Genomic DNA, 19648 nt, shown 5'->3' on the forward strand with positions numbered 1-19648 from the left:
GAGGGCGGACCAGGAGCACCCGAGGCCGTGGTGCACGCCGGAATCCCGTGGCGGGGAACCCGTGGTGACGAACACGGGATCCGCCCGGCGCGCACCTCGTCTTCTGGTACCCGGGACACCGGTGCCGCGGGCTTCCTTCCGCGAGCCCGGCGCCCTCCTTCGTGAACCCATCACGTGAGGAGTGAGGCATGACCGTCCCGACTTCCGAGCTCGAGGCCAGAATCGGCCTGAAGCTCGACCCCGAACTGCTGGAGCGGGCGCTCACCCACCGCTCGTACGCCTACGAGAACGGCGGGCTGCCCACCAACGAGCGCCTGGAGTTCCTCGGCGACTCGGTGCTCGGCCTGGTCGTCACCGACACCCTGTACCGCAACCACCCGGACCTGCCCGAGGGCCAGCTGGCCAAGCTGCGCGCCGCCGTGGTCAACATGAAGGCGCTGGCCGGCGTCGCCCGCTCGCTGCTGGACCTGGGCGCCCACATCCGCCTCGGCCGGGGCGAGGAGGGCACCGGGGGCCGGGACAAGGCCTCCATCCTGGCCGACACGCTGGAGGCCGTGATCGGGGCGGTGTACCTGGACCGGGGCCTGGAGGAGGCCTCGGCGCTGGTGCACCGGCTCTTCGACGACCTGATCGAGCACTCGTCGAACCTGGGCGCGGGCCTGGACTGGAAGACCTCCCTGCAGGAGCTCACCGCGGACGAGGGCCTGGGCGTGCCCGAGTACCTGGTGACCGAGAGCGGCCCGGACCACCAGAAGAGCTTCCGCGCCTGCGTGCGGGTCGGCGGCCGGACCTACGGGGAGGGCGAGGGCCGCAGCAAGAAGGACGCCGAGCAGAAGGCCGCCGAGGCCGCCTGGACGGAGATCCGCGCTGATCGCGCTGATCGCGCGGAGACACAGCAGGGCAAGCGGGCAGGCCGGACCGCCGATGCCTGAGCTGCCCGAGGTCGAGGTCGTGCGGCGCGGGCTGGCGCGCTGGGCCTCGGGCCGGACGGTGGAGTCCGTGGAGGTCCTGCACCCCCGCGCGGTGCGCCGCCATCTGCCGGGGGCGGCGGACTTCGCGGCGGGGGTCGCCGGGCGCACCCTGGAGGAGCCCCGGCGGCGGGGCAAGTACCTGTGGCTGCCCTTCGGGGAGGCCGCGGTCCTGGCCCATCTGGGCATGAGCGGCCAGCTGCTGGTGGGGGAGGCGGACGCCCCGCCGCAGCGCCATCTGAGGGTGCGGTTCGCCTTCGCCGACGGCGGTCTGGACCTGCGGTTCGTCGACCAGCGCACGTTCGGGCACCTCATGGTCTGCCCTCTGGTGCCCGACCCCCGGGGCGGCGAGGGGGGCGTCCCCGACGTGATCGGGCACATCGCGGCCGACCCGTTCGAGCCGGTGTTCGACGACGAGGCGTTCTTCGGAGCCCTCAAGCGCCGGCAGACGGGGATCAAGCGGGCGTTGCTCGACCAGTCGCTGATCAGCGGGGTGGGCAACATCTACGCAGACGAGGCGCTGTGGCGGGCCGGGCTGCACGGCGAGCGGTCCGCCGCGAGGCTGACCAGGGCGCAGGCCGTCCTGCTCCTGCGGTCGGTGCGGGACGTCATGGACGAGGCCCTGCGGGCCGGGGGCACTTCCTTCGACAGCCTGTACGTGAACGTGAACGGCGAAAGCGGATACTTCGAACGTTCCCTGAACGCCTATGGGCGCCGTGACGAGCCCTGCGGAAGATGCGGGACGGCGATCCTGCGGGAGGTCTTCATGAATCGTTCCTCCTACAGTTGCCCGCGCTGCCAGCCGAGGCCGCGACTTGTCCGGTGAAAGGGGTGGCGTCCGGCTCACGGCCTGGGTGCGCGGTGAGGTCCAGGGGGTGGGTTTCCGCTGGTGGACCAGGGCCCGGGCGCTGGAGTTGGGCTTGGTGGGCTCGGCCTCGAACCTGAGGGACGGCAGGGTGGAGGTCATCGCCGAAGGGGACCGTTCCACCTGCGAAAAGCTGCTCGAACTGCTGGGTTCGGATGCCGCTCCCGGCCGTGTGACGGGTGTGACCGAACAGTGGGGTGTGGCCCGTGGGAGCAATGTCGGTTTCGTTGAGAGATGACCGGGTGGGTATTCCGTCCGCGACCTGCTAAACTCTATAGGACAAGGTTGTTACTGGTCTGTGATGTCCAGCTTGACCGGCACACCGGCCGGAGCAACTTACTTGAATTGATATGCACCGCCCTCACTCCGAGGGTGTGGTGTGATCTCTGCTGGTTACTCAGCGTGGAGGACCCTCAATCATGGCGAAGGCTCTACTAGGCCACGTCGGCGGTCCCGACCCCCGGATGGTCGCGGAGATGCGACGTCTCCAGCGGCGCGTCCGGGATCTGGAAGCCGAGCTTGTCAGGCTCCAGGAAGAGAACGAAGCGCTCTCCTCGTCCGAGGCTGTGCACTCCGTGAAGGACCGCGAACCCGCGCTCACCTGAGGCGCCGGTTCACACCCGCGAGAAGGCGGGTGCTGACAGGACAGGGACGTCGATCACGGCGTCCCTTTTGTCATTTCTCCCGGAAAGCCTCGATCCGTGGAAAGACCGGCGGCGCCGGCCGGACGGCGGCGTGCACAGGCGCGCCCGTGAGCGCGTTCTCGGCGCTAAGCTGCCGCTGAGCCGCATGGCCGCCTCCGGCCGCCACGCCGGAGCCGTCACCGAAGACCGGGAGGGGGACCCGCCGGGCGTGTACCTGAAGAGCCTCACCCTGCGCGGGTTCAAGTCCTTCGCCTCCTCGACGACGCTGCGCTTCGAGCCGGGGATCACCTGTGTGGTCGGCCCCAACGGCTCGGGCAAGTCCAACGTCGTCGACGCCCTCGCCTGGGTCATGGGCGAGCAGGGCGCCAAGTCCCTGCGCGGCGGCAAGATGGAGGACGTCATCTTCGCCGGCACCGCCAACCGGGCCCCGCTCGGCCGGGCCGAGGTGATCCTCACCATCGACAACTCCGACGGCGCCCTGCCGATCGACTACTCCGAGGTGACGATCAGCCGGCTGATGTTCCGGTCCGGCTCCAGCGAGTACTCCATCAACGGCGACGCCTGCCGCCTCCTGGACGTCCAGGAGCTGCTGTCGGACTCGGGCATCGGCCGCGAGATGCACGTGATCATCGGCCAGGGCCAGCTCGACCAGGTGCTGAACGCCGGGCCCGAGGGCCGCCGCGCCATCGTCGAGGAGGCCGCGGGCGTCCTCAAGCACCGCAAGCGCAAGGAGAAGGCGCTGCGCAAGCTCAGCGCCATGGAGGCCAACCTCACCCGGGTCTCCGACCTCACCACCGAGCTGCGCCGCCAGCTCAAGCCGCTGGGCAAGCAGGCCGAGATCGCCCGCAGGGCCGCGGTGATCCAGGCCGAGCTGCGCGACGCCAGGCTGCGGCTGCTCGCCGACGACCTGGTCACCCTGCGCGGGAAGCTGGAACAGGAGGCCGCCGACGAGGAGGCGGTCCGCCGCCGCCGCGCCGAGGTGGAAGGGGCGCTGGCCGCCGCGCAGGCGCGCGAGGAGGAGCTGGACGCCGAGTCCGCCGCCGCCGCGCCGGTCCTGGCCGCCGCCCAGGAGACGTGGTTCCGCCTGTCGTCGCTGAAGGAGCGGCTGCGCGGCGTCGCCGACCTGGCCGCCGAGCGGCACCGCAACGCGGCGGAGTTCCAGCAGGACGAGAGGTTCGGGCGCGATCCGCAGGAGCTGGAGCGCGAGGCCGAGGAGGTCCGCGCCCAGGAGGAGGTCCTGGAGGAGCGGCTGGAGGACGCCCGCGAACGCCTGGAGGAGGCGGTCGCCGAACGGGCCTCGGGAGAATCGGCGCTGGCGTCCGAGGACCGCAGGCTCCAGGCGCTGGCCAGGGCCGCCGCCGAACGGCGGGACGCGCTGGCCGCCGAGCGCGCGCGGCTGGAGTCGCTGCGCAGCCGCCTGCAGGCGGCCGAAGCCGAGATCGGTCGGCTCACCGAGGCCCGGCTGTCCGCCGAGGACCGGGCCGAGGCGGCGCTGGCCGAGGCCGAGTCCTTCCAGGCCCAGGCCGCCGTGGATCCCGCGCTGACCCGGGACCTGGAGCTGGCCGAGGAGGCGCTGGAGGAGGCCAAGGAGGGCGCGGGCGAGGCCCGCGCCGCGGTCGAGGAGCCGCAGCGAGCCCTGCGGGCCGCCCGCGACCAGGTGGCCTCCGTCCGCGCCGCCGACCAGCGCGCCCAGAAGGAGCTCACCGCGCTGCAGGCCAGGATCGAGGCGCTGGAACTCAGCCTCGGCTCGGCCGCCGACGGCGGAGAGGTCCTGCTGAACTCCGGCCTGGACGGGGTGCTCGGCACCCTGGCCGCCGAACTCGTGGTCAGGCCGGGCGCCGAGACGGCGATCGCCGCGGCCCTCGGCGCGCTCACCGAGGCCGTCTCGGTCGCCTCGCTCGACACCGCGGCGCGGGCCCTGGCCTTCCTCGCCGAGCACGAGGCCGCGGCCGGGCTGGTCATCGGCTCCGATCTCCAGGACGCCGGGCCGGGAGCGAGGCCCGCCCGCACGGACGGGAGCGTCTGGGCGGCGGAGCTGGTGACGGTCCCCGAGCGGCTGAGGCCCGCGATCACCGCCCTGCTCGACGGCGTCGTCGTGGTGGACGACCTCGGCCGGGCCGCCGAACTCGTCCGGTCGGAGCCGGAACTGCGCGCGGTGACCAGGGCCGGAGAGGTGCTGGGGGCGCACTGGGCACGCGGCGGGAGCGCCGGAGGCCAGGGGCTGCTGCGGATGCGCGCCACGCTCGACGAGGCGCGCGAGGCGCTGGTGCGGGCGGGAGAGGCCGCGGAGCTGGCCGCGGCCTCCCTGGAGGAGGCCGCCGAGGCCGAGAGCCGGGCGCAGAGCCTGCTGGAGGCCGCGCAGAGCCGCGTCAACCAGGCGCAGGCCGGGGTCAACCAGGCGCAGTCCGAACTGGACCGCGTCAGGGCGAGGCTGCGCGAGGCCGACGCGGCGGCGGCGCAGGAGGCCAAGCAGGAGGCGCGGCTCCAGGCCGCCGCGCAGGCCGCCCGCCAGGAAGCCGAACGGCTCGCCCAGAACGTCGCGAACGCCGAGCGGAACCGGGACCGGGACGCCGAGGCCCTGGCCGCGCTGGAAGAGGGATTCGAGGCCGAGGCGGCGCGCGAGCCGGAGGAGGAGCCGGACACCGAGATCCGCGACGAACTGGCCGACCGGGTCCAGGAGCTGCGCGGTCTGGAGATGGAGGCGCGGCTGGCGGTGCGCACGGCCGAAGAGCGGGTCGGCGCGCTCGCGGGCCGGGCCGACGCGCTGGAGCGGCAGGCCGAGGCCGAGCGCAGTGAGCGCGCCCAGGCGGTGGAGCGGCGGCGGAGGCGGGAGCGGCAGGCCCGGGTGGCGCAGGCCGTCCGGGAGGGCGCGGCGGTCGCGCTGGAGCGGATCGAGCGCTCCCTGGCCGTCGCGGTGGCCGAACGCGAGGAGGCCGAGCGGCGGCGGGCCGAGCGCGAGGAGGAGCTGAAGGTCGTCCGCGGGCGGGTCCGCGAGTACGGCACCCAGCTGGAGCGCCTGGTCAACGTGGTGCACGGCAGCGAGGTCGCCCGTGCCGAGCAGCGCCTGCGGCTGGAGCAGCTGGAGACCAGGGCGCTGGAGGAGTACGGCATGGAGGTGGAGGGGCTGATCTCCGAGTACGGCCCCGACCAGCCCGTGCCCCCGCAGGACCCGGAGGGCTCGCCCGAGCCCTTCGACCGCGCCGTCCAGGAGAAGCGGGCCAGGGCCGCCGAGCGCCAGATGACGCAGCTGGGCAAGGTCAACCCGCTGGCGCTGGAGGAGTTCGCGGCGCTGGAGGAGCGCCACGCCTTCCTCACCGCGCAGCTGGAGGACCTGAAGAAGACCCGCAAGGACCTCTTCGACATCGTCAAGGACGTCGACCGCAGGGTGCAGGAGGTCTTCGCCGCCGCCTACGCCGACACCGCCGAGCACTTCTCGGGGATCTTCGGCAGGCTGTTCCCCGGCGGCGAGGGCTCGCTGTCCCTCACCGACCCCGAGGACATGCTCGCCACCGGCATCGAGGTCGCCGCCCGCCCGCCGGGCAAGAAGGTCAAGCGCCTGTCCCTGCTGTCCGGCGGCGAGCGCTCCCTGGTGGCCGTCGCCTTCCTGGTCGCGGTGTTCAAGGCCAGGCCCAGCCCGTTCTATGTGCTGGACGAGGTCGAGGCGGCGCTGGACGACACCAACACCCAGCGGCTGATCAAGGTGTTCGAGGAGCTCAGGGAGTCCTCGCAGCTGATCATCATCACCCACCAGAAGCGCACCATGGAGGGCGCCGACGCACTGTACGGAGTGAGCATGCGCGGCGACGGCGTGAGCCAGGTGATCAGCCAGCGGCTGCGCGAGCACGAACCCGCCTGACTTTTCCGTTCACGGGCGGTGGAGCCGTTCCGGGAAGGGGATCAATCAGCGGTCGGGTTGAGTCTGCGAGACTGGACGGGCTATGGAATATCTGATTCTCGGTATCGCGCTTTTCGTCATCTTGGCCGTGGGCGGGATGGTCGCCCTGCTGAGGTCCCGGTCGGGCCCGGGAACGCTGGAGGCACCGCCTGAAGCTCCGACGATCACCAGACCGGCGCCGCCGGCCGAGGAAGAGACGGCGGTCGTCACCCGGCCCGCCGAACGCCCGCCGCTGGCCGAACCGGTGGTGGTGCCCGAGATCGAGCTGCCGCCCCCGTCCGCGGGCCGGTTGCAGCGGCTGCGCGCCCGGCTGGCCCGCTCGCAGAGCACCCTCGGCCAGGGCCTGCTGAACCTGCTGTCCCGCGAGTCGCTCACCGACGACGACTGGGACGAGATCGAGGACCTCCTGATCAGCGCCGACGTCGGCGTCGCGCCGTCCCGGATGATCGTGGACGAGCTGCGCACCCGGGTGAAGGTGACGGGGCAGCTCACGCCCGACCAGGTCCGCGCGCTGCTGCGGGAGCAGCTCGTCGCCCAGATCGGCCTCGACCTGCCGAGGGCGCTGCATGTGGACGCGCACGGCGGGCATCCGGCCGTGGTGATGGTCGTCGGCGTCAACGGCACCGGCAAGACCACCACCACCGGCAAGCTGTCGCGGGTGCTGATCGGCGACGGCAAGCAGGTGCTGCTGGGAGCCGCCGACACCTTCCGCGCGGCGGCGGCCGAGCAGCTGACGACCTGGGGCGAGCGGGTCGGCGCGCGGGTGGTCCGGGGCCCGGAGGGCTCCGACCCGGCCAGCGTCGCCTTCGAGGCGGTCAAGCAGGGCATCCAGGACGGCGTGGACACCGTCATCGTCGACACCGCCGGCCGCCTGCACACCAAGACCGGCCTGATGGACGAGCTGGGCAAGGTCAAGCGGGTCATCGAGAAGCAGGCCACGGTCGACGAGGTGCTGCTGGTGCTGGACGCCACCACCGGACAGAACGGGCTCACCCAGGCCCGGGTGTTCGCCGAGGTCGTGAACGTCACCGGCATCGCGCTGACCAAGCTCGACGGCACCGCCAAGGGCGGCATCGTCATCTCCGTCCAGCGCGAGCTGGGGGTGCCGGTCAAGCTGGTCGGGCTGGGCGAGGGCCCGGACGACCTCGCCCCGTTCGACCCCGAGGCCTTCGTGGACGCCATTTTGGGATAGCGGGACCCTTCCGTGGCCTCCGGCCGGTCGATCTGTGATTCCGTGAAAGGAAAGGCGGCCGTCCGCGGTGCCGGCGGCCGCCCACGGCTGTCAGTAGGTGCCAGGGATTCGGGGGTTTGATCTGCATGGCCATACGCACCAGGAGACCGCATGGCGCCACGGCCGAGGGAACGTCGGTCGGGATGGGCGCGATGCCACAGCTCAGCGCGGCGGAACGAACCTCTGAAGTGGCGTCCAGAGGCGCCGCCGTCGCCGCGGGAGTGCTGATCATCGGCACGCTGCTCCCCTGGGTGAGCGTCACCTTCTTCAGCGCGGCGACGCTCAACGGCGTCCGGATCTGGGAGGGCAGGCTCGCCATGGTCCTGGCGGTCGCGGCGGGGGCCCTCGCCCTGGCCTCCCTCCTCCTGGAGGAGGTGGACCGCCGTGCCCTGCTGCTGGCCTCGGGGCTCTGCGGGGCACTCGCCTTCATCGCCACGGCCGTCTTCGGGTTCCGTTTCCGCGACGCCCTGAACGTCCCCTCCGTCCTGGGCGACACCCAGGCGGGGGTCCTGGCCAGGGCCGGAGCCGGCCTCGACGCCGGCTGGTACCTGTCCATGGCCTCCGGCATCGTGCTGACCGCCCTGGCCGTCTGGGGTTACATGAGCATGCGCGGGAACCGGCCGTCCGAGGCGGTCCCCGGTATGGAATGGGTGGAACCGGGCACCCACCAGGGGTCCTCGCCGGGCGCCGGCACCACATCTCAGAGCACCGGGCAGAGCACCGGACGGCAGGGCCCGTCCCCGGGCGACCGGGGCTGAGCCGGGACCGTACCCGATCGCCGCCCTCCGAGGCCTCCGGAGCCTCAGGAGGGCGGCGGTTCCGTGCTCAGGGCCACCGGAACGCCTTCGCGGAAGGCTTTCGGAACGGTGCGAGAACGGAAACACTTAAGAAACATCGATGAGGCATGTTTCACACGTCGGAAACATCGGTGCCCCCCGGGCGAAACCGCCAGGGAAGAGTCTTCTCGGCGAACGGAAAACCCGCACAGGAGGGCGCTCTCCGAGATGGAAATCGACAGCGGCAATACAGCCTGGATTTTGACGAGCGCAGCGCTCGTCCTTCTGATGACGCCAGGACTCGCCTTTTTCTACGGCGGCATGAGCCGGGCCAAGTCAGTGCTCAACATGATGATGATGAGCTTCGTCAGCATGAGCATCGTCAGCATGGTCTGGGTGCTCTGGGGCTACTCGGTGGCCTTCGGCAGCGAGGGAGGCGTCCCCGCCTTCTTCGGCGGCCTGGACGTCTGGGGCCTGGTCGGCCTCGAGGCCACCGGCGAGGGCTACCCCGACCTGGCCTTCGTCGCCTTCCAGGCGACCTTCGCCATCATCACCGTCGCGCTGATCAGCGGCGCCATAGCGGACCGTACCAAGTTCATGACCTGGTGCGTGTTCGTCCCGATCTGGATCACCCTGGTCTACCTGCCGATCGCCCACTGGGTCTGGTTCAGCGAGGGCTGGATCTTCAAGCTCGGCGCGCTGGACTTCGCCGGCGGCACGGTCGTCCACATCAACGCCGGTTGCGCCGCGCTGGCGCTGGCCCTGGTCCTGGGCAAGCGCAAGGGCTGGCCGAAGGAGCCGATGCGTCCGCACAACCTGCCGTTCGTCCTGCTCGGCGCCGGTCTGCTGTGGTTCGGTTGGTTCGGCTTCAACGCCGGCTCGGCCCTGGCCGCCAACGAGACCGCCTCCCTGGCGTTCGTCAACACCATCGTCGCCACCGGTGCGGCGGGGTTCACGTGGATCATGGTCGAGAAGCTGCGTGACGGCGCCGCCACCACGCTGGGCATCGCCTCGGGCATCGTCGCCGGCCTGGTCGCCATCACCCCGGCCGCCGCCACGATGACCCCGCTGGGCGCCCTGGTCCTGGGCCTGGTCGCCGGCGCCGTCTGCGCCGTCGCGGTCGGCCTGAAGTACAAGCTCGGCTACGACGACTCGCTCGACGTGGTCGGCGTCCACCTGGTCGGCGGCATCATCGGCGCCCTGGCCATCGGCGTGTGGGGCTCCGCCGCCCTCGGCGCGGACAGCCTCCTGTCGGACGGCAGCGCCACGCTGCTGGGCAAGCAGGCGATGGCGGTCGGCGCGACGATGGCCTACTCCTTCGTGGTGACCTTCATCCTCGGCAAGGTGCTCGACCTGACCATGGGCTTCCGGGTCGACGAAGAGGCCGAGGTCACGGGCATCGACATCGTCGAGCACGCGGAGAGCGCCTATGATCTGAACACCTCCAGCACCAGCGGCCTGGGCGGTTCCACCGCCGCCCCGATCGCCGGGGACATCAAGAAGGTCGAGGCCGACGCATGAAGCTCATCACGGCGATCATCAAGCCCTTCAAGCTCGACGACGTGAAGGCAGCCCTGGAGACCTTCGGGGTCAAGGGGATGACGGTCAGCGAGGCCAGCGGCTTCGGCCGGCAGAAGGGCCACACCGAGGTCTACCGCGGCGCCGAGTACAAGGTCGACGTCGTACCGAAGATCCGCCTGGAGATCCTCGTCGAGGACGAGGACGCCGAAGAAGTCATCGACGTGGTCGTGAAGGCCGCGCAGACCGGCAAGATCGGCGACGGCAAGGTCTGGTCGACCCCGGTCGAGACGGTCGTCCGCGTGCGGACCGGAGAGACCGGAGCCGAGGCCCTCTAAGCGGGGCAGCGGGTTCGGGGGAGAGCGCAGGGGCGTTCCGGAGCAGATCCGGGACGCCCCTAACTCTGTCGGGAGGAGAAAGGGAATTGCGGAGTTTCGCGGACGAGCGCGCGGCACGGGTCGCCGAACTGGACGCCTGGCTGGCCGGCCTGGTGGGAGACGAGCCGGGGGTGGCGCTGCTGGCCGTCGGCAGCTTCGGCAGGGGCGACCTGACCCCCGGAGGCGACCTCGACCTGGTGCTGCTGCACGAGGACCGGCGGGACATCGGGGAGTTCGCCGAGAAGCTCTGGTACCCGGTCTGGGACCGGGGCCTGGAGCTCGACCACTCCGTCCGCACCGTCCGCCAGGCCCGTGACGTCGCGGCCGAGGACATCAAGGCGGTGATGGGGCTGCTGCGCACCCGGCTGATCGCGGGGGATCCGAAGCTGGCCGACGAGGTGCGCGGCGCCGTCCTGGCCGATTGGAGGGCCGCCGCGAAGACCCGGCTGCCGGAGCTGGCGCGGATGACCCGGGAACGCTGGGAGCGGCTGGGGGAGCTGGCCTTCCTGCTGGAGGGGGATCTGAAGGACGCCCACGGGGGGCTGCGGGACGTCCACGTGATGGAGGCGGTCGTGGCGACCTGGGTGGTGCCGCCGCCGGGCCCCCGGGTCAAGGCCGCCTACGGGAGGCTGCTGGAGATACGCCATGCGCTGCACGCGGTCACCGGGCGTTCGGCTGACAGGCTCCTGTTGCAGGAGCAGGATCCCGTCGCCGAGCACCTGGGGTTGAAGGACGCCTACGAGCTGCTGGAGACGGTGGCCGAATGCGCCAGGACGATCACCTACGCCGGTGAGCAGGTCTGGCGCCACGTCGAACGGCACGGCACGTCGCAGAGCAGGAGCGAACGCCGTCCGCTGGCCGACGGGTTCGTGGAGTTCGCGGGGGAGGCCGTCCTGGCCCGCGACGCGGACCTCTCCGATCCGTCTCTGCCGCTGCGGGCCGCCGCCGCGGCGGCGCACGCGGGGCTTCCGCTGGCGCCCGCGACCGTGGAGCAGCTCGCGAGGTCCTTCACCGGGCTGTCCGTCCCCTGGCCGGAGCGGGCGCGCACCGCGCTGGTGTCGCTGCTGGGCGCGGGCCCCGCCGCGATCGGGGCCTGGGAGGCGCTCGACCAGGCCGGCCTGGTGGTGCGGATGATCCCCGACTGGTCGCGGGTGCGCAACCGGCCGCAGCGCAACGCCGTCCACAAGTACACCGTCGACCGGCACCTGGTGGAGGCCGCGGCCCGCGCCGCGGCCCTGACCCGCGAGGTGGCACGGCCCGACCTGCTCCTGGTCGGCGCGCTGCTGCACGACATCGGCAAGGACGGCTCCGGGCGGGACCACTCCGTGGTGGGCGCGGAGTACACCCGGCCCCTCGCGGCCCGGTTCGGTTTCCCGCCCGAGGACGTGGAGATCCTGGAGCGGGTCGTCCTGCACCATCTGCTGCTGCCCGACACCGCCACCCGGCGTGATCTGGACGATCCGCTGACGATCGGGACCGTGGCGACCGCCGTGGGCTCCCCGGTGGTGCTGGAGCTGCTGCACGCGATCGCCGTCGCCGACGCCGGCGCGACCGGACCCGCGGCCTGGGGAGGCTGGAAGGCCCGGTTGATCGACGAGCTGGTGCGGCGTACCGACAAGCTGCTGCAGGGCGACGCGCCGCCGCGCACCCCCGAGCCGACCGCGGGTCAGCTGGCGCTGGCCCGGCACGACGGGGTGGCCGTGAGGGTGAGCAGCACCTCGGTGCGGGGTTCGTGGGCCAAGCACACCGGGGGGGCGCTGACCGTCACCGTCGTGGCGGCCGACCGCCAGGGGCTGCTGTGGCAGGCGGCCGGGGTTCTGGCGCTGCACCGGCTGGTGCTGCGGACGGCGCGGACGTTCTCGCACGGCGGCGGCAACGCGGTGATCGAGTTCACCGCGCAGCCGGAGTTCGGCAGTCCGCCGGATCCGGCCTCGATCGAGGCGGACCTGCGCCGGGTGCTGGCCGGGCGGCTGGACGTCGCGGACCGGCTGGAGAAGCGGGCGGCGTCCGTCCGGGGGCGCCGGGGGGTGCCGGTGGCGCCGCCGAAGGTGCGCATCGTGGAGGAGGCATCGCGGACCGCGACGGTGGTGGAGGTGCGCGCCTCCGACCGTCCGGGGCTGCTGTGGCGCATCGGCAGGGTCTTCGGCGAGCTCGGGCTGCACATCAGGGCGGCGAAGGTGGACACGCTGGGCTCCGAGGCGGTCGACGTCTTCTACGTGGTGGACGGGGAAGGAGCGCCGGTCTCGGATTCCACGACGCTCACCGAGATCCAGGAGCGGATTCTCGCGGCTCTCGGGTGATCCGATCATGTGTGGTAGTGGTAAAGCTGATATGTCGCTATTAGTCGGCTATTCATCTGGTGGAGGGCGGGAGGACATTTCCCACCTCCTTCCCGGTCGCCGGGCGGACCCAGAGTTCCTTCCCGCGGAAGAGCACCACGGGAAGGAATTCGGACATGTCATGGAGCGCCCTTTCGGTCATCGTGTCCCTGGGCGCGCTGCTGGCCCCGCTGGTCCTCACCGTCTCGCTGCGTCCGGTTCCGGACCCCTCCGCCGGCCCCGAGGACGGGTGAGGGGCGCGGTGCCCCGTACGCGCCCGGCCGAGGGCGCACGACGCGCCGCACGCGGCGGATAGGCTTGGAGAGTTCGCATCAGGCGTCGGGCTAGGACGGGCAAGTGTTCGAGAATCTCTCCGATCGGTTGACCTCGGTCTTCACCAACCTGCGCAGCAAGGGCAGGCTGTCCGAGGCCGACATCAACGCCACAGCGCGGGAGATCCGGGTCGCGCTGCTCGAGGCGGACGTGGCACTGCCGGTGGTCAAGGACTTCATCGGCCGCGTCAAGGAACGGGCACGCGGCTCCGAGGTGTCCCAGGCCCTCAACCCGGCGCAGCAGGTCGTCAAGATCGTCAACGACGAGCTGATCGAGATCCTGGGCGGCCAGACCCGGCGCATCCGCTTCGCCAAGACCCCGCCGACCGTGATCATGCTCGCCGGTCTGCAGGGCGCGGGCAAGACCACCCTCGCGGGCAAGCTGGCCCGCTGGCTCAAGGAAGAGGGCCACACCCCGCTGCTGGTCGCCTGCGACCTCCAGCGCCCGAACGCCGTCCAGCAGCTCCAGGTGATGGGCGAGCGGGCCGGGGTCGCGGTGTACGCCCCCGAGCCCGGCAACGGCGTGGGCGACCCGGTGCGCGTCGCGCAGGCCTCCATCGCCGAGGCCAAGCGCTCCCTCCACGACGTGGTGATCATCGACACCGCGGGCCGCCTGGGCATCGACTCCGAGATGATGCAGCAGGCGATCGACATCCGCCGGGCCACCGAGCCCGAAGAGGTGCTGTTCGTGGTCGACGCCATGGTCGGCCAGGACGCGGTCAACACCGCCCAGGCCTTCATGGACGGCGTCGGTTTCGACGGCGTCGTGCTCACCAAGCTGGACGGCGACGCCCGGGGCGGCGCCGCGCTGTCGGTCCGCCAGATCACCGGGCGGCCGATCATGTTCGCGTCCACCGGTGAGAAGCTCGAGGACTTCGACCTGTTCCACCCCGACCGGATGGCCGGCCGGATCCTGGACATGGGCGACATCCTCACCCTGATCGAGCAGGCCCAGCGCACGTTCGACGAGGAGCAGACGGCCCGGATGGCCGACAAGCTCGCGTCGGGCGAGGACTTCACGCTCGAGGACTTCCTCGACCAGATGATGATGATCCGCAAGATGGGCCCGATCGGGAACCTGCTCGGCATGCTGCCCGGCATGGGGCAGATGCGCCAGCAGGTGAACCAGATCGACGACCGGGACCTCGACCGGGTCGCCGCGATCATCCGGTCGATGACCCCGGGGGAGCGCAGCGACCCGAAGATCATCAACGGTTCGCGCCGGGCCCGTATCGCCAAGGGCTCCGGCGTCACCGTCGGGGAGGTCAACTCCCTGGTCACCCGGTTCTTCCAGGCCCAGAAGATGATGAAGGCCATGGCCGGGGGCATGGGCATCCCCGGGATGCCGGGCACCCGGCGCAAGGCGGCCAAGCAGGTCAAGGCCAAGAAGGGCAAGCAGCGTTCGGGCGACCCGCGCAAGCGGGCCCTGGGCCCGGGTGCCAAGGAGGAGCAGGCCCAGCCCCAGCAGGCCGGCGGCCTGCCCCCGGCGTTCGGCGGCGGCCTGCCCGGGCAGCTTCCCCCCGGCTTCCAGCTGCCCGACCTGGGTGACCTGGGTAAGAAGCGCTGAATCTTCGGGTCCTGGAGCGAGACGGCGGGCGCGGTGCCGGAGCGGCGTGACGGAGTAGTCACGGAGATCTGGCACAATGGTTCACTGGAAACCCGGTACGTGAGGCGCCCTCTCTCGCTCTGACGCCCGGAGTCCATCCGAGCAGCCCCGGTTCGTACCCCACACGGACGGAGGCTGTTCTCCTGTTACTGAAACCGGAGTTACCACACCCGTGGCAGTCAAGATCAAGCTCAAGCGTCTCGGCAAGATCCGTGGCGCGCAGTACCGCATCGTCGTCGCCGACGCCCGCACCAAGCGTGACGGCCGGGCGATCGAGGAGATCGGCAAGTACCACCCGAAGCAGGAGCCCTCGCTGATCGAGGTGGACTCCGAGCGGGTGCAGTACTGGCTCGGCGTCGGCGCGCAGCCGACCGAGTCCGTCGAGAAGCTGTTCAAGATCACCGGTGACTGGCAGAAGTTCAAGGGCCTGCCCGGTGCCGAGGGCAGCCTGAAGACGGCCGCGCCCAAGGCGGACAAGGCCGAGACCTTCGCCGCCGCCGCCAAGGAGGCCGCGAACCTCGACGGCGGCGAGGCGACCACGCCGAAGGCCAAGAAGAAGGCCGAGCCCAAGGCCGACGAGGCCGAAGCCCCGAGCGAGGCCTAAGTGCTCGAAGAAGCGCTCGAGCACTTGGTGCGCGGCATCGTCGAACACCCTGACGATGTCCGGGTTCACGCCAAGCGGATTCGCGGTGGCCGGGTCCTCGAGGTGCGTGTGCACCCTGAGGACCTGGGCAAAGTGATCGGCCGCAGCGGTCGTACCGCCAAGGCCCTCCGCACGGTCATGGGCGCCCTCTCCGGAGGCCGCTATGTCCGGGTGGACCTGCTCGACGTCAACGAGGTTCGCTGACCAGTGCAACTGGTAGTGGGCCGGATCGGCAAACCGCACGGGATCCGCGGCGACCTCACCGTCGACGTCCGTACTGACGACGCGGACACCCGGTTCGCTCCGGGTGCGACGCTCACCACGGATCCCGTGACGGCCGGTCCCCTGACGGTCGACACCGCCCGCTGGCACAGCGGTCGGCTCGTTGTCCGTTTTGTGGGGATCTCTGATCGCAACCGCGCCGAGGAGCTGCGCGGCACCTGGCTGGTGATCGACTCCTCGGAGATCCTCCCCTCGTCCGACCCGGACGAGTTCCACGACTACCAGCTCGTCGGGCTGAAGGTCGTCACCACCGCCGGCGAGGAGATCGGCACGGTCTCCGAGGTCCTGCACCACGCGCAGGAACTGCTGGTGATCGACACCGGGCAGGGGGACAAGCTGGTTCCCTTCGTGTCCGCGATCGTGCCCGAGGTGGACGTCGAGGGCGGCCGACTGGTGGTCGACCCGCCGGGCGGGCTCTTCGACTAGCCCATGCGCTTCGACATCATCACGATCTTCCCGGAGTACTTCACTCCGCTGTCCGCCTCCCTCCTGGGCAAGGCCCAGGACCGGGGGTTGCTCTCCTTCGGCGTCCACGACCTGCGGGAGTGGGCCTACGACCGGCACCGCACCGTGGACGACACCCCCTACGGGGGCGGGCCCGGCATGGTCATGAAACCCGAGCCGTGGGGCCAGGCGCTGGACGACGTCCTGACGCCGCGGGCCCGGCTGGTGGTGCCCACCCCGTCCGGGCGCCGGTTCACCCAGAAGGTCGCCGTCGAGCTGGCCGCCTCCCCCCACCTCGTCTTCGCCTGCGGCCGGTACGAGGGCATCGACTCGCGTGTCATGGCGCACTACTCCTCCGTGGTCGAGGTCGACGAGCTGAGCATCGGCGACTACGTGCTGGCCGGCGGAGAGGTCGCGGTGCTCGTCATGATCGAGGCGATCAGCAGGCTGGTGCCGGGGGTGCTGGGCAACGCCGAGTCGGTGAGCGACGACTCCTTCGCACCCGGTCGGATGGAGAACCTGGTCGAGGGCCCCGTCTACACCAAGCCGCCGGTGTGGCGGGGGCTCCAGGTGCCCCCGGTGCTGGCCTCCGGCCACCACGGGAAGATCGCGCGCTGGCGGCGCGACGAGGCGCTGCGGCGCACCGCCGCCCTGCGCCCCGACCTGCTGGCCGGCCTGGACCCGCAGGCCCTGGACAAGCACGACCGCAGGCTGCTGGAGTCGCTCGATTTGGCCGAGCACCCCGATCCTGTGGCAGACTAGAGCGTCGCGCGCTTTCGCGCGCTCTCATTCGTTCCCGGCCTGACGCCCCCATCGCCTGACCCTGGGGCCTCTCACGGCACGGGCCAGCTCAGCAGCGAGGACAGTCATGCACACCCTGATCCAGGAGATCGAGAAGGCCGCGCTGCGGTCGGACCTGCCGGACTTCCGCCCCGGAGACACCGTCAAGGTGCACGTGCGGATCACCGAGGGCAAGGTCAGCCGTATCCAGATCTTCGAAGGCGTCGTGATCCGCCGTCAGGGCGGCGGCGCCCGCGAGACCTTCACCGTCCGCAAGGTCAGCAAGGGCGGCTACGGCGTGGAGCGGACCTTCCCGCTGAACCTGCCGGCCATCGAGAAGCTCGAGGTCGTCATCCGCGGTGACGTGCGCCGCGCCAAGCTGTACTACCTGCGCAACCTGCGGGGCAAGGCCGCCCGCATCAAGGAGAAGCGCGAGTTCTGAGGGGTTTCCTCCGAAGATCTGCGAGAACGCCCGGTCCCATGGGGGCCGGGCGTTCGGCCGTTCTTGGGGATCTTCTTGGGGACTCTGGAGCCTTCCTCGATCTTCGCCTGGGGGCGGGCGGCGCTAGGCTCGTTCCTTGATGAGTGACGACGAGGGAGGGCGGTCCGGCGGCAGGGCCGACAGGCCCGCGCCCGCAGAGGATCGGAGAGAAGTGCGTTCCGAGACCGAGGGACCGGCCCCCGATGAGCAGACGGCGCCCGGCGAGGGAGGCGGGTCCGACGATCCCGCCGACGACGTGCGGGAACACGAGGAGCCCTCGGAGAAGCGGGGCTCCTTCTGGCGGGAGCTGCCACTGCTGATCGGGGTCGCGCTGGTCCTGGCCCTGGTGATCAAGTCGTTCGTCGTCCAGGCCTTCTACATCCCGTCGGCGTCGATGGAGAGCACGCTCCAGATCGGCGACCGGGTGCTGGTCAACAAACTCGTCTACCGCCTGCGGGACATCGAGCGCGGCGACATCGTGGTCTTCAGCGGGCTGGACAGCTGGGATCCGGCGGTCGAGGGGTCCGAGCCGTCCAACCCGGTGGTCAAGGGCCTGCGGGCGGTGGGGACGGCGTTCGGGATCGTCCCCGGCGAGAAGGACTACATCAAGCGGGTGATCGGCCTTCCGGGCGACCACGTGGTGTGCTGCGACAAGAAGACGGCGCGGATCACGGTGAACGGGGTCGCCCTGGACGAGGCCCCCTACCTCTACACCGACCCGGACACCGGGGAACAGAACATCCCGTCGTCGCAGAAGTTCGACGTCGTGGTGCCTCCGGGACGGCTGTGGGTGATGGGGGACCACCGTGAGGTCTCCTGGGACTCCCGCGGCCACCAGGCCGACAGCGGCAGCGGCACCATCCCGATCGAGAGCGTGGTGGGGCGGGCCTTCGTGGTGATCTGGCCGGTCTCCCACTGGCAGATGCTGGAGATTCCGGAGACCTTCCGGCAGCCGGGACTGGGCGAGGCCGCGCTGGGCTCGGCCCCGGCGGCGCTGGGCCTGGCGGCCGCGGTTCCGGTGGTGTGGGCGCGGCGCAGGCCGCGTTCCTGAACCGGGGGCGGCCGTCCACAGGGTGTTGGGCGGATGCCCGGCGGTGGGCGTATGGTTCCGGGTATGCACAGCCTTCACTACCGGTGCCTGCAGTGATCTCAGCGATCTCGGAGATCAGGCGTCCCCTGCGGTTCACCCCGCGCCGGGACGCCGGGCTGTACGGCTACGAACGGGCTCTGGCGCACGGCGGGTTCCGCCGGGTGGCGGGGGTGGACGAGGCGGGCCGCGGCGCCTGCGCGGGGCCGCTGGTGGTGGCCGCCGTGATCCTCGACGGGCTCAGGATCGAGGGGCTGGCGGACTCCAAACTGCTCACCCCGGCCAGGAGAGAGGCCCTCTACGAGGAGATCACCGCCAGGGCGGTGTGGCGGGCACTGGTCATCCCCAGCGCCGAACTCGACCGGGCGGGGCTGCACCGCAGCAACATCACCGGGATGCGCCGGGTGCTGGCGGCGCTGCCCGTCCGCCCGTCGTACGTGCTCAGCGACGGTTTCGGTGTGCCGGGACTGGAGGTCCCGAGCCTGCCGGTGATCAAGGGGGACCGTGTGGTGGCCTGTATAGCGGCGGCCTCGGTGGTCGCCAAGGTCACCCGGGACAGGATCATGGCTGAGCTCCACCTCACCCATCCCGCGTACGGATTCGACGTCCACAAGGGGTACAACACCCCGGAGCACATGGCAGCGCTCAGCCTGCACGGGCCCTGCCCGGAGCACCGTTTCTCGTTCTCGAACGTGGTCTCGAGGACCGGGGGCGGATCCCGGCCCCTCATGGGAGTGGGACGGGGCATGCCGCTGGGGAAGAATGAACAGGTGGGAGGGGACGATGAGCGCTGAGGACCTGGAGAAGTACGAGACCGAGATGGAGCTCCAGCTCTATCGCGAGTACCGGGACGTCGTCGGGCTCTTCACCTACGTGGTCGAGACGGAACGCCGCTTCTACCTCACCAATGCGGTGGACCTCCAGGTGCGCGGCCTGGACAACGGCGAGGTCTACTTCGAGGTGGTCATGCAGGACGCCTGGGTCTGGGACATGTACCGCCCCGCGCGCTTCGTTAAGAATGTCCGGGTAGTCACTTTCCATGATGTCAATGTGGAGGAATTGGCCAAGCCGGACCTTCAGCTCCCCAGCTGACCTCTCTGCATCCTCCTTGGCGAGAATTTCTCGATCTTGATTTACTCTCGTCTGCGATCTTGATTTGCAGCATTGATCTTGAGATGTGCCATTCCGGGGCCCCGGAAGAGCGGATGTGGCTCCTGGTGTGGTGACGGGGCGGTTACTCCTGCGCGGAGAGAAGTTGGAAACCTTCTCGACAAAAATGCCAGGCGTGCGAGGTCATTCCCTGGCGAGAGGCGTGGTCGAGTCAGTGTCCAAAATCACTGACATGAACTTTTCGCTCACATGGAATAACAATTCGGGTGATGCTCCCGTTTAACGGCTGTA

The 19648-nt window shown here is 70.8% G+C and carries 19 protein-coding genes; all 19 read left to right on the forward strand.

The window, feature by feature from the left end; translation table 11 throughout:
* Positions 1–188 precede the first annotated feature (188 nt).
* The 19 genes from rnc (at position 189) to ABGB12_RS06345 (ending at position 19339) form a co-directional block, all read left to right on the forward strand.
* Positions 189–932, forward strand: a complete 744-nt coding sequence (gene rnc, locus ABGB12_RS06255; RefSeq protein WP_347675299.1) for a ribonuclease III — start codon at positions 189–191, stop codon at positions 930–932.
* Entirely contained in the window at positions 925–1794 is an 870-nt protein-coding gene (gene mutM, locus ABGB12_RS06260) for a bifunctional DNA-formamidopyrimidine glycosylase/DNA-(apurinic or apyrimidinic site) lyase (protein WP_347675300.1), read from the forward strand. The genes rnc and mutM overlap by 8 nt, the downstream gene beginning before the upstream one ends.
* Entirely contained in the window at positions 1784–2071 is a 288-nt protein-coding gene (locus tag ABGB12_RS06265; protein WP_347675301.1) for an acylphosphatase, read from the forward strand. Before mutM ends, ABGB12_RS06265 begins: the two co-directional genes overlap by 11 nt.
* A 181-nt stretch (positions 2072–2252) precedes the next feature.
* Positions 2253–2438 carry a hypothetical protein gene (locus tag ABGB12_RS06270; RefSeq protein WP_347675302.1) on the forward strand — a complete coding sequence of 62 codons (186 nt, stop codon included), beginning with the start codon at positions 2253–2255 and terminating at the stop codon, positions 2436–2438.
* Between the two features lie 247 nt (positions 2439–2685).
* Positions 2686–6333: a chromosome segregation protein SMC gene (smc, locus tag ABGB12_RS06275; protein WP_347676071.1), complete on the forward strand. Its 3648-nt coding sequence runs from the start codon at positions 2686–2688 to the stop codon at positions 6331–6333.
* Positions 6334–6415: 82 nt separating this feature from the next.
* The gene (ftsY, locus tag ABGB12_RS06280; RefSeq protein WP_347675303.1) at positions 6416–7564 is read left to right on the forward strand and encodes a signal recognition particle-docking protein FtsY; all 1149 of its coding nucleotides are present in this window, start codon (positions 6416–6418) and stop codon (positions 7562–7564) included.
* Between the two features lie 227 nt (positions 7565–7791).
* Positions 7792–8361, forward strand: coding sequence for a hypothetical protein (locus ABGB12_RS06285; protein WP_347675304.1), 570 nt, complete (start codon positions 7792–7794; stop codon positions 8359–8361).
* Positions 8362–8607: 246 nt separating this feature from the next.
* Entirely contained in the window at positions 8608–9900 is a 1293-nt protein-coding gene (locus ABGB12_RS06290) for an ammonium transporter (RefSeq protein ID WP_347675305.1), read from the forward strand.
* Positions 9897–10235 carry a P-II family nitrogen regulator gene (locus tag ABGB12_RS06295; RefSeq protein ID WP_347675306.1) on the forward strand — a complete coding sequence of 113 codons (339 nt, stop codon included), beginning with the start codon at positions 9897–9899 and terminating at the stop codon, positions 10233–10235. Before ABGB12_RS06290 ends, ABGB12_RS06295 begins: the two co-directional genes overlap by 4 nt.
* A gap of 86 nt (positions 10236–10321) precedes the next feature.
* Complete coding sequence (locus tag ABGB12_RS06300) at positions 10322–12574, forward strand: [protein-PII] uridylyltransferase (RefSeq protein WP_347675307.1); 2253 nt, start codon at positions 10322–10324, stop codon at positions 12572–12574.
* 375 nt (positions 12575–12949) lie between these two features.
* Positions 12950–14491, forward strand: a complete 1542-nt coding sequence (gene ffh, locus ABGB12_RS06305) for a signal recognition particle protein (RefSeq protein WP_347675308.1) — start codon at positions 12950–12952, stop codon at positions 14489–14491.
* A gap of 211 nt (positions 14492–14702) precedes the next feature.
* Positions 14703–15134, forward strand: a complete 432-nt coding sequence (gene rpsP / locus ABGB12_RS06310; protein WP_347675309.1) for a 30S ribosomal protein S16 — start codon at positions 14703–14705, stop codon at positions 15132–15134.
* Positions 15135–15377: an RNA-binding protein gene (locus ABGB12_RS06315; protein WP_347675310.1), complete on the forward strand. Its 243-nt coding sequence runs from the start codon at positions 15135–15137 to the stop codon at positions 15375–15377.
* A 3-nt stretch (positions 15378–15380) separates the two neighbouring features.
* The gene (gene rimM / locus ABGB12_RS06320) at positions 15381–15881 is read left to right on the forward strand and encodes a ribosome maturation factor RimM (protein WP_347675311.1); all 501 of its coding nucleotides are present in this window, start codon (positions 15381–15383) and stop codon (positions 15879–15881) included.
* Between the two features lie 3 nt (positions 15882–15884).
* Positions 15885–16661 carry a tRNA (guanosine(37)-N1)-methyltransferase TrmD gene (gene trmD / locus ABGB12_RS06325; protein WP_347675312.1) on the forward strand — a complete coding sequence of 259 codons (777 nt, stop codon included), beginning with the start codon at positions 15885–15887 and terminating at the stop codon, positions 16659–16661.
* 106 nt (positions 16662–16767) lie between these two features.
* Positions 16768–17121, forward strand: a complete 354-nt coding sequence (gene rplS, locus ABGB12_RS06330; RefSeq protein WP_347675313.1) for a 50S ribosomal protein L19 — start codon at positions 16768–16770, stop codon at positions 17119–17121.
* Between the two features lie 211 nt (positions 17122–17332).
* Positions 17333–18211 carry a signal peptidase I gene (gene lepB, locus ABGB12_RS06335; protein ID WP_347675314.1) on the forward strand — a complete coding sequence of 293 codons (879 nt, stop codon included), beginning with the start codon at positions 17333–17335 and terminating at the stop codon, positions 18209–18211.
* A 92-nt stretch (positions 18212–18303) separates the two neighbouring features.
* On the forward strand, positions 18304–19041 hold the full coding sequence (locus ABGB12_RS06340; protein ID WP_347675315.1) for a ribonuclease HII: 738 nt from the start codon (positions 18304–18306) through the stop codon (positions 19039–19041).
* On the forward strand, positions 19031–19339 hold the full coding sequence (locus tag ABGB12_RS06345) for a DUF2469 domain-containing protein (protein ID WP_347675316.1): 309 nt from the start codon (positions 19031–19033) through the stop codon (positions 19337–19339). Before ABGB12_RS06340 ends, ABGB12_RS06345 begins: the two co-directional genes overlap by 11 nt.
* Positions 19340–19648 lie beyond the last annotated feature (309 nt).

This window comes from Actinocorallia sp. B10E7 (genome assembly GCF_039871655.1).
Taxonomy (GTDB): domain Bacteria; phylum Actinomycetota; class Actinomycetes; order Streptosporangiales; family Streptosporangiaceae; genus Actinocorallia.